The following is a 14,753-nucleotide window of genomic DNA, read 5'->3' on the forward strand; positions in this document are numbered from 1 at the left end:
TGTATATAAGTCGAAGAAAAACGGTCAGGTATTAATAAATAATATAAAATCGTTATAGATTTTAACTACATGTACTCATTAAATGTAATGTGTTTGATGAATTTTAATAAAGTTGCCTGTGCCTTCTTTACTGTAATCAACCTTGTATTCAACACCGTCTAGGGCTTGAACAAATAACAAGGTTTTCTCTTCGCCAAAAACATCAACAGCAGTAACATCGACAATGTCTTGATAGGCCTTTTTAGCAATAGAGCGCTTGCTTGGGATTTCACCTTTAAAAATACCAATGCCTCTGTGACTAATAATTACCGCAGGTTTGTCGCCATTAACAATGATTAAATCAAACTTTTTAATCTTATGGATAATTGTATTACGCCCACTGGTGATAAAGTTTTTCTCTATCAAAATATGCTCCTAACTTGATGAACATCTTTGTTTATTTAAATTCAATATATAAATTTTTTAAGCACTACGCAATAACTATCATAGTCTTATGTGTCGCGATTAGAAAAAATTTTTAGGTAGTCGCTCTTAGTCGCCTTAATTTTTAATAATTATGCTTCTTGGATATCAAGTTATAAAGGTTATTAAATACCTCGTTCAATAACATAATTAGGTGTTTCTATTGAATGAATTAATTTTCGCCTTATTAAGTCTAGACTAATATTGGCAACATATTGCTGAAAATATCTTCTAGCTAAAGGGATTAAAAAGCATTGACTCTGTAAATTATCAATACTTCCCCAGGCAACCCATACTGTGCCTACAGGCTTTTCTTTCGTTCCACCATTTGGTCCTGCTATACCTGATACAGCAATAGCTAGATCTGCTTTAGATTTTTTTAACGCGCCTGTTGCCATTTCAAGGACGACTTCTTTACTTACGGCACCATGTTGCTCGAATAATACAGGGTTAACTGCAAGCATATCGGTTTTCATCTTATTACTATAGGTAACGTAGCCAGCCTCAAAGCTTGCTGATGAGCCACTAATGTTAGTCAATAAACTCGAAATTAAGCCACCAGTACATGATTCCGCACAAGTTAATTTATAATTATGCTGTTGTAAAAGGTTGAGTGTATGCTCTGCTAAGGTTTTAGGTGAGTTTTTTACCGTGCCTAAATAATGCCCCGCTAAAACGGTTTTGAGTTTATCTAACCACACTTCTTTTTGTTCTAGGGCCGATTCATTTCGACAAGTTATTTTTACTTCCAGTAATGGCTTACCTGCTCTAAACCCTATTTCTATATCGCTTGGCCAATCGGGTAACTGCTTATCTATTTCCTTTTGTAAAGAAGATTCACCTAGGCCAAACACCTGTAATCGTGTGGTTTCTGATATAGCATTTTTCGGTACTAAATTAGTAATAGATGGAATTATTTGTTCTTGCAGCATGGTTTGTAATTCATGGGGCACCCCTGGTGTACAATAAATATCACATTGTTGGTGTGAAACGATAAACCCAGGCGCACTACCGTTTTTATTAGGTATGATAGTGCAGCTCTTTGGTAACAGTGCTTGCTTTAAATTTGGCGCATTAAGAGGGCTATTACGTCTTTCACACCAAGCTTTTATTTGCGCTAAAGCTTGCGGATGCTCCTCAAGCTCTGTTGATGTTGCTTTGCTTAATGCTAGCGCGGTTAAATCATCGATGGTAGGGCCAAGACCGCCATTGATAACAAGAATGTCAGCATCTAGAGTTATGTTGTTAATTTCAGTGATTAGCGTATCTAGGTTATCACCTACCGTTGTTTTTTTGGCTAAATCTAAACCTAAGTTTTTTAGCTCTTGAGCTATCATGGCAGAATTACTATCAAGTATATCTCCTGACATTAGTTCATCACCAGTTAAGAGTAATTGAATATTCAGTGTTTTGTTCATAACGCTTATCTTTTAAAAATTTATTACGTCAATTTAAACCTTTTTAATCGCGCTTACATCTAATAATTTAAATAAAGCAAAAGACTCTTTGCTGTCTCAATAACAACAAAAGGAAATAACATGAACTATTCAATTAAAAAAAGTATTGCTGCTGGCGTTTTGGTTAGCTCAATTAGTTTATCTGTATTTGCAGATATTAATGAAACGGTAGAAAACTCATTTACCGTAGCAAGTAACAGTACTTTTAGTCTTTCTAATATTAACGGCTCTGTTGATATTGTCAGTTGGAATGAAAATAATATTAAAGTCATCGCGACTATTGAGGCCGATAATCAGGAAGATAGAGATCGCATTAAAGTTAAAATGAATCAAAGTGGTCAGAAAGTTACTGTCGTTACTGAATATGAAAAAAACTCATCGTTTAACCGAAATAATTCAGGCGAGGTGAGTTATAAAGTGTGGATGCCTGCTAACACCAACCTTGAAGATATTGAGTTAGTAAATGGTAGTTTAACCATTGCAGATATTCATGGTGAAGTAGAGGCTGAATTAGTGAATGGTTCAATTAAGGCAACAGGTTTAAAAAGCGATAGTGAATTAAGCTCTGTAAACGGCAGCATTAAAGCTTATTATCAATCGTTTGATGGTGATATTAATGATGTTGAAATTGAAACGGTTAATGGCAGTATAAAACTGTATTTACCAGAAAATGTTAATGCTAAACTAGATATCGATACATTGCATGGCAGCATTAAAACAGATTTTGGTTTACAAGCAGAAAAAAAATCTTTTGTCGGGAAGAGTTTAACAGGAAATATAGGCCAAGGTGGTGCAAAAATAAATCTTGAAAGTGTTAATGGTAGTATTAAAGTATTATCAAATTAATTTTCATGGTCTTTTCCAAGATAGTTTAAGGTTATACATTGGCTTTGTTGTCAATAGCCTATAAAATGATGCGACTTTGTATAACGAAGTCGCATTTTTTTTAGGAAAGCGACTACTTGTTGTACAACTTTTTATTGGAATATTATGATGAATTATTCAAGAGAGTTGCTTATTGGTCGTTGGTATAGAAAAGACAGAGACGAACAAGGTCATCAATTGGTTGAATATGCTGAGTTGACTGCTGATGGCAGTTTTGAGTTTACCTTTGTGTTCTATAACGAACAAGGCGATATAACCAGCCAAGTTATTGAGCTAGGTGACTGGGGACTCGTTGGAGATATTCATTTTACCACCACGAAAAATGAAGTGATTGATCAAGAAGTGTATGCAACCGACTTAAACAATGCTGATAACTATCATGCGTATAAAGTGTTGCAATTATCACATCAAACTTTCCAATATCAACACATAGTGACGAATGATATTTTTACTATGCACCGAGTGACTGATAATGTTGGTCATTGTTAATAGTTGATTTATAGCTGTTTGACCTTTAGGTCTGAATTATTTAAAAGTTAGAGAACGTAATGAAAAGATTACAAGCCGCAAGTTTAATCACCGCAATTAAAACACCTTATGATAGTAACGGTGATATTTGTTTAACCACTTATGATGCCTTAATTGAACAGCAAATTGCTGCGGGTGTTGATGGCATTATTGTTGGTGGTACAACAGGAGAAGGTCAGCTGTTAAGCTGGGAAGAGCATATAATACTGATTGCTCATTGTGTTCATCGATTCTCAGACAAGTTAATTATTGTCGGTAATACTGGCAGTAATAACACCAGAGAAGCCATTAAAGCTACTGAGAATGGTTTTGCTGTTGGTATGGATGCTTCTTTACAAATTAATCCTTATTATGGGCGAACCTCATTAGCGGGTGTTGCCGAGCATTTTCAACGTGTTTTAGCGATTGGCCCTGCTTTTATCTACAATGTACCAGGTAGAACAGGTCAAGATTTAACCCCTGAAATTATCGAACCATTAGCTAAACATAAAAACTTTATTGGTGTAAAAGAGTGTGCTGGTAATGAGCGAATCGCTCACTACGAACAGCAAGGTATTCCTTGTTGGTCTGGCAATGATGATGAATGTTTTGTTGGTAAACATAAGTTTGGCTCACACGGTGTTATTTCCGTGGCTTCAAACATTGTGCCAGGCTTGATGCGTCAATTAATGGATAGTGATGTTCCACAAGTAAATGAACGCCTACAATCGTTAATGAAATGGTTGTTTTGTGAGCCTAACCCTATTGCTATTAATACTGCGTTAATGATGACAGGGGCTGTAAAACCAAACTTTCGTTTACCTTATAAAGCGTTAACACAAACACAACGAGAAGAAGGGGCGACTCTTTTAAGAGCAACCGCTCAACAAGACTTAGTTGGTGATACAGTTGAAGTGTTATCTGATAGTGACTTTAATTACTGCGCTTAGGAGCTTAATTGCACTTAAGGTATTAACAAAAAAATTAAAGTGACAAGAGCCTAAGCTTCAACAATGGCAAAATGGGGCTTATCTTCATCAAGCACCTTAAATGCTTTTACTTGCTCAGTGAATGGGCAAGTAAAAGATAAACTTACTGCGCAAAGTTGTAAGTCTGCAGCGTAACTTTCAACTGAACCCTCAGCTAAACTTTTATCGCCATGCAATCTATCACCCACTACTGGAAAACCAATACTGGCAGCATGTTTTCTTATTTGATGTTTTCTACCTGTATCTATTAATACATTCACTAACGATTGATTTAGTGCTTGATGGTATTGGGCAAAGGTGAAAGTGCTTCTTGCTGGCTTTTCATCAATAGGGAGCTCAATAACCTTTGGTGTAGTCTGTGAACTAAAGTCGCCATGAACAATGATTTGATATTGTTTTTCTAGCTGATGCTTTTCAAATAATGCACTAAATAGCTTAGCCGCTTTTTTACTATGCGCGACTAAAATTAACCCTGTCGCAGCTCTGTCTAAACGGTGTACTATAAAAACGGCTCTTTCATCAGGGAAGTATTGCTGCGCGAATCGGGTGATGGTGCAGTGATCGCTCCATTTTGAGCCCTGACTAAGCATGCCATATGGCTTAAACCAGACACTGTAATCTTTTAAATCTGCGATAAGCTTTGCAGGCGCTACCTCGGTTGAAAGTACCTTAGGGTTAAAGTAGAAGTGCAGTTTATCTTGTGCTAATAACTTTTTCTTTAACCGCCTAAGACGTTGGGTATGCTTACCTCGGCTTAACCACAATGCCCCTTTAGCAATAGCTTGTTTAATTTGGGCTTTAGATAGCTTAACGCCTTGTTCGTTACATTGATTTACGAGTAAATCGACAATACTAATTGCCTCAAGGTCAATGATGTCTATGTGGCATTCAAATGGGTTCATGATTTCATTTTCAGTATTTAATTGTTCTACTTTTTGCATAACTGACGCACTTAATTAATTTGATTCTACTATTTTACTAGGTTTATTTTGATAGCAAAGCTAAAATAAACAATAGATTAAAAAAAGAGTAAATAGACTATGTCTCGTGACCTTAACCTTTTCCCAGAAGATGAAATAGGCAATGTACTGTGGGAGATGCAACAAGCAGGTGAAGACTTATCACATGAACGTGAAATTGAATTCTCTGTGATTTTCCCTTCACAAGAGCTAGCGCTAAAGTTTGGCCAGCTTTTGCTAGAAAATAATCAAAAGTTATCGTTTTGTCCTTTTGAAGCAAACCCAGATTTTCCTTGGGAGATAACTGCTTACCCTCAAATGCCAGCAAACTATTTTAGTATAAGTGGTTATCAAGAATTGCTAGAAACGAGTTCCGCTCCTTTACATGGAAAATTTGATGGTGTTTATTTTGTTAAACCGTAAAATGGAGGCGGTTAATTAATGGCTATTGATCTAAGTCAGTTTTCTGAACTACAAAAGCACAGCAAAGCGTCGTTTAATAACCATAAAAAAATGGTTAAACAAATGATGGTAGGGAAAGTGGTTCGTTGTGAACTATGTGGACAACCCTTAACACTATATACACCGGAAAAAAGTGAACATTCTGGTATACGTTGTGATAAAGGTTGTACGGATGTTGCGTTAGACTTTTGTTAAATTTTTTCAAAAAACACTATGCGATTTCATGAATAGTTGACTTATAAAAAAGTAGCAATGTCGTCTAACGATTTTTTAACTTGAGCATGGCTAGGCACTGTTGCGTCATTTGCAGGGTAACCTGCAATAAGTAACATATAAGCCCTTTCGTTTTCTCCTCGATTACAGACTTTACTGAGAAACGACATAGGTTTTGGTGTGTGGGTAAGGGTTACTAAACCAGCATTATGCAGTGCAGTAATTAATATTCCCGTCGCTATTCCTACCGATTCATGAACATAGTAATTGGTCTGTTTATCTTCTTCTTTTACTCCGCCTTTCTTTTGGCTAAAAATAGCAATTAACCAAGGCGCATGTTCTAAATAGGGTTTATTGGCATCTGTGCCTAAATCCTTTAAAGCATTTAACCACTCTTCACCAGCTCTTCCTTCATAAAACCCACGTTCATGATGCTCAGCTTGCTCTCGGATTTGTTTCTTTACTTCTGCACTACTTACGGCAACAAAATGCCATGGTTGATGATTAGCACCACTTGGGGCAGTACCAGCCGCTTTTAAGCAGTTTTCAATAATTGTTTTATCAACAGGACGATTACTAAACTTACGAACTGAATGGCGGCGTTTTATGTCATTATAAAAACTTTCTGAACGTTCAAGCATTTCTGTTTCAGGGTATTCTATATAGTCAGTTAATGGTGAGCTGTCGTGTTCTTGCATAGTAAGCCTATTGATTATTTCGTGCTGAAAAGAAAATAGCTTAACAATTTTTTAACAATAAAAAAACCGACATATGAATGTCGGTTTCTAGGGTCTGTTGATCTTTCGCGATTAAATTTTGTTCGAGCTAAAAGCGTTTTATTCGCGGCGAGTAGTGTGTAGCTTAGTCATTCTAAGCAAATACTACTCAACAAAGCGTAAAATGCTTTTAGCCGAATCCTTCGGACAGCGTTTGTTGGTCATTTTTACGGCGTTATCGCCTTTTTATGTGGAATAACCACATGACAAAGGCTCTGCCTTGTACAAATATCCAACAAAAAGCTGCAAAAATAACCCTGAAAGATCAACAGCCCCTAATGTATTTACAGGTGTTTACTTTTTAATAAAAAATAAATGATTAACCAATAAATTTACGCGCATTACGGAACATGCGTACCCATGGAGAATCTTCACCCCAGTTATCTGGGTGCCATGAGTTTGCCACTGTTCTAAATACACGTTCAGGGTGAGGCATCATGATAGTAACACGACCATCTGTTGTAGTTAACGCCGTAATACCATCGGGTGAACCATTTGGATTAGCAGGGTAGGTCTCTGTTACTTGACCGTAGTTGTCAACATAACGCATTGAAACGGTACCTGAATCGTTGGCAGCACCTATAGCCTCTTCCGAGCTAAACTCTGTGCGACCTTCACCGTGAGAAACAGCAATAGGCATACGAGAACCAGCCATGTCAGTAAATAATACCGATGGGCTTTCTTGTATTTCAACTAGCGAGAAACGTGCTTCAAAGCGCTCAGATTTGTTTTGTACAAAGCGAGGCCATGCGTCAGAACCAGGAATAATTTCTTTCAAATTAGACAGCATTTGACAACCATTACAAACACCTAAGCTAAATGTGTCTTCACGTTCAAAGAAAGCTTTAAACATTGCTCTTGCATTGGCATTAAACAAGATTGATTTTGCCCAACCTTCACCTGCACCTAAAACATCACCGTAAGAGAAGCCACCACAAGCAACTAATCCATTGAAGTCAGCAAGATCAGTTCGACCAGATAAGATATCTGACATATGAACATCCATTGCCACAAAGCCTGCACGGTCAAAAGCAGCTGCCATTTCAACATGCGAGTTAACACCTTGCTCACGAAGAATTGCGATTTTAGGGTGGGTGCTCTCTTTTGCATCTTTTGCAATAAGGTCGGCTACAATGTCTTCGCTGATGTCGTAAGTTAGTTCAGTGTTTAAACCAGGGTCTTCAGTATCAAATTTCACATCATGTTCTTGCTGCGCACATTCAGGGTTATCACGAAGTGATTGCATCTTGAATGTTGTTTGTGCCCATAAGGTACGGAAATAAGTACGAGAATTAGCCAGTACTTCGTTGCCATCTCGACTAAAACGAATAACATCTTCATCATTAATACGACCAATGTCAGTACAGAGGCCTAAAATACCGTGTTCAGTGAAAACTTCATGAATGCTATCAACATCATCTTCATGAATTTGAATAACGGCACCTAACTCTTCGCTAAATAACACATCTAAGTCATTGCCTAAATGAGAAGTGAACTTGCTAAGATCAATATCTACGCCAGTGTGACCGGCAAAGGCCATTTCAGCAACCGTTGTAAATAGGCCACCATCAGAAATATCGTGATAAGCAATAAGTTTTTTCTTATCAACTAATTCTTGAATGGCTTTAAAGAAGCCTTTTAATGCTTGTGCATCATCAACGTCAGGTGTTTCACTACCTAACTGCTTATATACTTGTGCTAAACAAGAGCCACCTAAACGGTATTTACCTTGTGATAAATCGATAGCGACAAGACGAGTATTACCTTTATCAGTTCTTAGTTCTGGGGTTACTGTTTTTCGAATATCGTCAACGGCACCAAACGCTGTAATAACTAATGACATAGGTGAAGTAACACACTTATCTTCCCCGTTTTCTTGCCATTGCGTTTTCATTGACATTGAATCTTTACCTACTGGAATGGTTAAGCCTAATTCAGGACATAACTCTTCACCAATGGCTTTAACGGCTTCATATAAACCTGCATCTTCACCTGGGTGACCCGCTGGAGACATCCAGTTAGCAGAGAGTTTAATACGATTTAGGGTACCAATATCGGCACCTGCAATGTTCAATATTGACTCGGCCACGGCTAATCGTGCTGATGCGCCATAGTTTAATAACGCAACTGGCGTTCGTTCACCCATTGCCATTGCTTCACCGTGGTAGCTATCAAGAGCATTCGCGGTAACACCACAATCAGCTACAGGCACCTGCCATGGACCAACCATTTGGTCACGATTAACCATGCCCGTTACTGAGCGATCGCCAATAGTAATCAAGAAAGTTTTTTCTGCTACGGTAGGTAAGCTTAAAATTCTATCAGCCGCATCACTTAACGACGCTTGGCTTAAATCTAATGAATCACCTGAAGCTGTTGTTGATTCAACATTTTTGATGATTTTTGGTGTTTTACCTAACAATACGTCAAGTGGTAAATCAATTGGCGTATTTAGTTCTTCGTTATCAGCAAAGTGTGAATCAGTTACCGTTAAGTGTTCTTCTTCTATTGCTTTACCTACTACAGCAAATGGTGCTCTTTCACGTTGACAAATTTCGGTGAAAAGATCTAGTTGCTCATCTGACACGGCAAGCACATAACGCTCTTGTGATTCATTACACCAGATTTCATGAGGTGTCATACTACGTTCGTCATTTGGTACATTACGTAATTCAAAAACGCCACCACGACCGCCGTCAGAAACAAGCTCAGGGAAAGCGTTTGATAAGCCACCTGCGCCAACATCATGAATAAATAAGATTGGATTTTTGTCACCCAATTGCCAACATTTGTCGATAACTTCCTGACAACGACGTTCCATTTCAGGGTTTTCACGCTGTACAGAAGCAAAATCTAAATTTTCGGCTGATTGACCAGAAGCCATAGAAGAAGCTGCGCCGCCACCTAAGCCAATGTTCATTGCTGGTCCACCTAAAGCAATGAGGTTAGCACCAACAACAATGTCACCTTTTTGAACATGTTCATCACGAATGTTACCTAAACCACCGGCAATCATTATTGGTTTATGGTAACCACGGACTTCTTTGCCATTGAATGAGTTAACTTCTTCTTCGTATGTTCTGAAATAACCTAAAATAGCAGGACGACCAAATTCGTTGTTAAAGGCTGCGCCGCCTAATGGGCCTTCCATCATAATATCAAAGGCAGAAACGATACGACCTGGTTTGCCAAAGTCACTTTCCCAAGGCTGAACATAGTCTGGAATACGTAAGTTAGAGACACTAAAACCAACAAGGCCTGCTTTAGGCTTTGAGCCAATACCTGTTGCGCCTTCATCGCGAATTTCACCACCGCTACCTGTTGCTGCGCCTGGGTATGGTGAAATGGCAGTAGGGTGGTTGTGTGTTTCAACTTTCATTAACACTTGAATGTCTTCATGATGGTAATCATAAACATTGGTTTCAGGGTTTGGAAAGAAACGACCGCCTTTATTACCCACCATTACTGCCGCATTATCTTTATAGGCACTTAATACAAAATCAGGGTTCACTTCGTGGGTGTTGCGGATCATTTTGAATAATGATTTTTCTTGCTTTACACCATCAATAGTCCAATCGGCATTAAATATTTTATGACGACAATGCTCAGAGTTTGCTTGAGCAAACATATAAAGCTCAATGTCGTGTGGGTTACGCCCTAATTTAGTGAAATTTTCAAATAAGTAATTAACTTCATCATCGGCAAGTGCTAAACCAAGTTCAACATTGGCATTGATTAAAGCTGCTTTACCGCCAGTTTGAATATCAATTGAAGTAAATTCTCCAGGCTCACTGCTGGCGAATAAATCGCTTGCTTGTGATAAGTCACTAAAAACACTTTCCATCATGCGATCATGAAGCAATGATGTTAATTGCGCTTGTTGCTCTGTTGATAATTTATCTGATACTTCAACGTAATAGGCTAAACCTCTTTCTAAACGAACTACTTTATTTAACCCACAGTTATGGGCGATATCGGTAGACTTTGAAGACCAAGGTGAAATAGTCCCTGGACGAGGTGTTACAAGTAACAATAGTCCTTGAGGTTGATGTTCCTCAATTGTTGGACCATAGGTTAATAACTGTTTTAGAACATTATCTTCTTCTGTTGTTAACTCATCGTTCAGTTGAGCAAAGTGAGCATATTCAGCATAAATGTCAGTTACTGGTAATTGTTGAGTTTCACATTGGGCCAACAATTTATTTACTCTAAACTCTGAAAGTGCCGGAGCACCACGAAGGTTTTTAATCAACATCGTCATAGGATATTTACCAAGTTTTATGTAGGGTTTTAATTAATGCAGACTATTATTTGCACTAACTGAAAATTTCGCGCGTATTATAGTTGAAAAATGCGGTTTTGTTAATGAGAAAAATTAGCCAAAGGTCTAAGTAAAAAAGTACTTGGCTATTATCTTAATACACGACACAATTGAGGTTATGAAAAAATCTGTTAACTTTTTATTTTTTGGGAATGTTTTACGTCTTTTTGTGACATTTTTATCGGGTAGTTCTGGTAGAACTGTTAAGGTAAAAGTGCGTGCTGTTGCATTTATCCCTCTGATTTGTCTAGCTTTAATAAGTTGTAAAGATAAGTCAGAAAGCCCAAGTTTATCTCGAATTTTACAACGTGGTTATATTAATGTTGGAACGGTTTTTGGGCCAACTAATTACTATGTAAAAGCAGATGGCTTTGCAGGTTTTGAGTATGAATTGGCGAAAAAATACGCAGACACACTGCAAGTAGAGCTTCGAATCATTCCAAGTTATAGCTTAGACGAGCTATTTATTAAATTAAACACAGGCGAAGTAGATTTGCTTGCTGCAGGTTTGGCTGTCACAGATAAGCGACTCAAGCGCTTTCGCTTTGCACCGACTTACGAAACGGTAAGTCAGAAACTTGTTTTTAAACAGGGTAAAATTCGACCAAGAAAAATAACTGATTTAACGGGTAACTTAATGGTAACTTCTGGCTCAAGCTATGTTGAAAACCTTGATAAGCTCAAACGTAAATACAGTAAACTTTCTTGGCAAGAAACCAATGAATACGATAGTGAAGAGTTGCTTGAGAAAGTACTTAATGAAGAAATTGACTACACCATCATAGACAGCAATAGTTTAGCGGTAAATCGTCGTTATTACCCTGAAATTAGTATTGGCTTTAGTATCAATAAACCAGAAGAATTGGCTTGGATGGTGAGTAATAATAGTGCTGATGACATCTTAGCGAGCTTAATTGAGTTTTTTGGAAAAGTGCATCATGACGGCACCTTACTTGCCTTAGATGATAAATATTATGGTCATATTGAAAAGTTTGATTACGTAGACACAAGAACATTTATTAAATCGGTAGAGACAACACTGCCTACCTATCAATCTTTATTTGAAAAATACGCACAAGATATTGATTGGCGTTTACTGGCAGCAATCAGTTATCAGGAATCTCATTGGCGGCCTCATGCCCGCTCTCATACTGGTGTACGAGGTATGATGATGCTAACTCTGGCAACAGCAAAACAAATGGGAATAAAAAGCCGCTTAGATGCTGAGCAAAGTATCAAAGGTGGTGCTAAATATTTCAAACGTATGATAGATAAAATGCCAGATCGTATTCCTGCTCCTGATCGCATTTGGTTTGCTTTAGCTTCGTATAACGTAGGCTTTGGTCATTTAAATGATGCACGTATTATCACTCAGCGACAAGGTGGCGACCCTGACAGATGGGTAGAAGTTAAAAAGCGTCTGCCATTACTTCAGCAAAAGAAATACTATAAAAACACTAAGTATGGCTATGCTAGGGGAGAAGAGCCCGTTCGCTACGTTGAAAATATTCGTCGTTACTATGATACCTTAGTGTGGCTAGATAATAAGGCGACAGAACTTGCTAAGGCAGAACAGCGACAAATTGAAGAAAGTAAAATCAATGAGAAAGGGGCTGAGGTGAGTGAATTGCCAGTGCAAGCACTAGAACCAGTAACTGAACAAGCCCCTCAACAAGAAAAACCTCCTAAGCAGTAATTTATACTTCTTTTAACAGAGGGTGATAAATTATGAATAAATTGTGACAGTTTGTATGTGTCATAAAACTGTCATTTTCATCATAAATAATAGCCTTATTAAAGAAATTATTAATTATGGAGCTCATAATGAGACTTAAAAGACAATTACAAACTAGCCAACGTAGAAAACAGTTAATTAGACAACAGCAAAAAATGATTAATCGTCGTCAGTGTTACTTCAACCAAAGCTTATTTGTTCAAGTAGCCCAGAGCTAAATGATCAAAACTGCAAAATAAACAACTAATTTGTAAAGAACTAGCTATTGGTTTGTTTTAATTGCTTTGCTTGTAGCTTAGCGGCTTTTTTTTCTTGGCGGCGTCGCTTAAAAAATGCTGAAAGTAACTGGCTACATTCTTGTGTTTTTATGCCTGAGAGTACGTCAATTTGATGATTTAACTTAGGTGTATTTACTAAATTAAAGACACTACCCGCCGCACCTGTTTTTAAATCAGGGCTTGCAAAAACAACGCGTTTAATTCTGCTATGAACTAATAACCCTGCACACATGGCACAAGGCTCTAGAGTGACGTAGAGTGTACAGTCGAGTAATCGGTAGTTGTTTATTTTTTTACCTGCGGCTCTAATAGCGATCATTTCAGCATGAGCAGATGGATCGTTAAGCATAATTGATTGGTTAAAGCCTTCGCCGATAATTTCATTTTGGTAAACAACAACGGCACCAACAGGGATCTCATCATGTTGCTCGGCTTGCTGCGCTAATTCAAACGCTCTTTGCATAAACTTTTCTTCATTAGCCAGCGCTTGTGGGGTTAACGTTGAAATATTCATTGGAGTTGATGCATTCTTTTTGGCTAAAGTTGTCATAGAAATAATGCTAATAAATCATTTAAATAACGATGACCTAACGACGTGATTTGCCATCTTTGTTTGCTATGATCCATTAAGCCTTTTTGTTCAGCAAGCAATAGCTGAGGTAAAACCGTGTCATTGGCTAATCCCGTTCTTTGTTGATAGTCATTAAGAGAAAATGATGAAAATAAACGTAATCGATTCATCATAAACTCAAAGGGTAACTCAGAAGCTTCAACAACATGGCAGTGATCTAAATGGCTTCTATCTAAATCTAAATAACCTTTGGGATGTTTCACTTTAACGGTTCTAAATATCTTCTGATTCTTAGTATCTGTAATTTTTCCATGAGCACCACAGCCAATACCAAGGTAGTCACCAAACTGCCAATAATTTAAATTGTGTTGGCATTGCTTGTTAGCTTGGCTAAATGCTGAAATTTCGTATTGAACATAACCTGCTTCAGCAAGTAGTTTAAATCCTTGATCTTGAATTTCCCATAACACTTCATCTTGAGGTAGTTTAGGTGGCTTAGAGTGAAAAGCCGTATTAGGTTCAATGGTAAGTTGATACCAAGATAAATGATCTGGTTTAAGCTCAATCGCGGTTTTTAAATCATCTAAAGCATTTTCGAGTGATTGATTAGGGAGGCCATGCATTAAGTCAAGATTAAAGCTAGTAATCCCAGCCTCTTTGGCATAGCTAGCAGCATTCAAGGCTTGTTGCGAATCATGTATTCGACCGAGTTTTATCAGTTTCTCTGATTCAAAAGATTGTACGCCGATTGAAAGACGATTGACGCCTGCTTTTGCAAAGCCTGCGAATTTTTCACTTTCAACGGTACCAGGGTTTGCTTCTAGAGTAATTTCAATGTCTTTGGCATGAGTAAACCTAGCTAGTACTTGGCTTAATAGTGATGCTATTGCTTGCGGTGAAAATAAGCTTGGTGTGCCACCACCAATAAAAATAGAATGAAGAGCTCTATCGGCTAAGTCAAACTGCTTTATATCACTATCGAGATCTTTGATTAATTCCTTCACATAAGCAGCTTCATCGATGTCATGTTTGAGTGCGTGTGAATTAAAATCACAATAGGGGCATTTTTGCACACACCAAGGAATGTGAATATATAGTGAAAGCTCTGGAGCAATTAAATTCATTATTTAGCTAAATA

Annotated in this window: 14 protein-coding genes and 1 pseudogene; 8 read left to right on the forward strand and 7 right to left on the reverse strand. The window is 37.7% G+C overall.

The annotated features are described in order from the left end of the window. Positions 1-78: 78 nt before the first annotated feature. Both D1094_RS13090 and D1094_RS13095 read right to left on the reverse strand, forming a co-directional pair. Positions 79-405, reverse strand: a complete 327-nt coding sequence (locus D1094_RS13090; RefSeq protein WP_118960565.1) for a hypothetical protein — start codon at positions 403-405, stop codon at positions 79-81. A 182-nt stretch (positions 406-587) separates the two neighbouring features. After that, entirely contained in the window at positions 588-1,880 is a 1,293-nt protein-coding gene (locus D1094_RS13095) for a CinA family nicotinamide mononucleotide deamidase-related protein (protein WP_118960566.1), read from the reverse strand. Positions 1,881-2,000: 120 nt separating this feature from the next. On the opposite strand from D1094_RS13095, the gene D1094_RS13100 reads away from it, so the two are divergent. The 3 genes from D1094_RS13100 to dapA all read left to right on the forward strand — a co-directional run bounded on the left by D1094_RS13100 (position 2,001) and on the right by dapA (position 4,261). Beyond that, complete coding sequence (locus tag D1094_RS13100) at positions 2,001-2,765, forward strand: DUF4097 family beta strand repeat-containing protein (RefSeq protein ID WP_118960567.1); 765 nt, start codon at positions 2,001-2,003, stop codon at positions 2,763-2,765. A 144-nt stretch (positions 2,766-2,909) separates the two neighbouring features. Further along, a complete protein-coding gene (locus D1094_RS13105; RefSeq protein ID WP_118960568.1) occupies positions 2,910-3,293 on the forward strand; it encodes a hypothetical protein in 384 nt (127 codons plus the stop codon). Between the two features lie 59 nt (positions 3,294-3,352). Beyond that, on the forward strand, positions 3,353-4,261 hold the full coding sequence (gene dapA / locus D1094_RS13110; protein ID WP_118960569.1) for a 4-hydroxy-tetrahydrodipicolinate synthase: 909 nt from the start codon (positions 3,353-3,355) through the stop codon (positions 4,259-4,261). Positions 4,262-4,311: 50 nt separating this feature from the next. Here the strand turns inward: dapA and D1094_RS13115 are convergent, their stop codons facing one another. Then, positions 4,312-5,241 carry an RluA family pseudouridine synthase gene (locus D1094_RS13115; protein WP_259337957.1) on the reverse strand — a complete coding sequence of 310 codons (930 nt, stop codon included), beginning with the start codon at positions 5,239-5,241 and terminating at the stop codon, positions 4,312-4,314. A 99-nt stretch (positions 5,242-5,340) separates the two neighbouring features. Between D1094_RS13115 and D1094_RS13120 the strand changes: the two genes are divergently transcribed. Further along, the gene (locus tag D1094_RS13120) at positions 5,341-5,682 is read left to right on the forward strand and encodes a ribonuclease E inhibitor RraB (protein ID WP_118960570.1); all 342 of its coding nucleotides are present in this window, start codon (positions 5,341-5,343) and stop codon (positions 5,680-5,682) included. Positions 5,683-5,700: 18 nt separating this feature from the next. Continuing rightward, positions 5,701-5,916 (forward strand): hypothetical protein, encoded by a 216-nt coding sequence (locus D1094_RS13125; RefSeq protein ID WP_118960571.1) that lies wholly within the window; start codon positions 5,701-5,703, stop codon positions 5,914-5,916. A gap of 41 nt (positions 5,917-5,957) precedes the next feature. Here the strand turns inward: D1094_RS13125 and D1094_RS13130 are convergent, their stop codons facing one another. Continuing rightward, positions 5,958-6,632, reverse strand: a complete 675-nt coding sequence (locus D1094_RS13130; protein ID WP_118960572.1) for a nitroreductase family protein — start codon at positions 6,630-6,632, stop codon at positions 5,958-5,960. Between the two features lie 154 nt (positions 6,633-6,786). Between D1094_RS13130 and D1094_RS18950 the strand changes: the two are divergent. Then, positions 6,787-7,029: pseudogene (locus tag D1094_RS18950) on the forward strand (hypothetical protein). Here the strand turns inward: D1094_RS18950 and purL are convergent. Next, complete coding sequence (gene purL / locus D1094_RS13140) at positions 7,030-10,971, reverse strand: phosphoribosylformylglycinamidine synthase (RefSeq protein WP_404851483.1); 3,942 nt, start codon at positions 10,969-10,971, stop codon at positions 7,030-7,032. It abuts the pseudogene before it with no gap. Between the two features lie 178 nt (positions 10,972-11,149). Between purL and mltF the strand changes: the two genes are divergently transcribed. Together mltF and D1094_RS18955 are read left to right on the forward strand one after the other, a co-directional pair. After that, on the forward strand, positions 11,150-12,727 hold the full coding sequence (mltF, locus tag D1094_RS13145; RefSeq protein ID WP_118960593.1) for a membrane-bound lytic murein transglycosylase MltF: 1,578 nt from the start codon (positions 11,150-11,152) through the stop codon (positions 12,725-12,727). Positions 12,728-12,855: 128 nt separating this feature from the next. Next, complete coding sequence (locus D1094_RS18955; protein ID WP_259337958.1) at positions 12,856-12,984, forward strand: hypothetical protein; 129 nt, start codon at positions 12,856-12,858, stop codon at positions 12,982-12,984. A 40-nt stretch (positions 12,985-13,024) separates the two neighbouring features. Here the strand turns inward: D1094_RS18955 and tadA are convergent, their stop codons facing one another. Next, entirely contained in the window at positions 13,025-13,558 is a 534-nt protein-coding gene (tadA, locus tag D1094_RS13150) for a tRNA adenosine(34) deaminase TadA (RefSeq protein WP_118960594.1), read from the reverse strand. A gap of 32 nt (positions 13,559-13,590) precedes the next feature. Beyond that, a complete protein-coding gene (gene hemW / locus D1094_RS13155; RefSeq protein WP_118960573.1) occupies positions 13,591-14,739 on the reverse strand; it encodes a radical SAM family heme chaperone HemW in 1,149 nt (382 codons plus the stop codon). Between the last annotated feature and the right edge of the window lie 14 nt (positions 14,740-14,753).

It is taken from the genome of Colwellia sp. RSH04 (genome assembly GCF_003545765.1).
Classification (GTDB): Bacteria; Pseudomonadota; Gammaproteobacteria; order Enterobacterales; family Alteromonadaceae; genus Colwellia.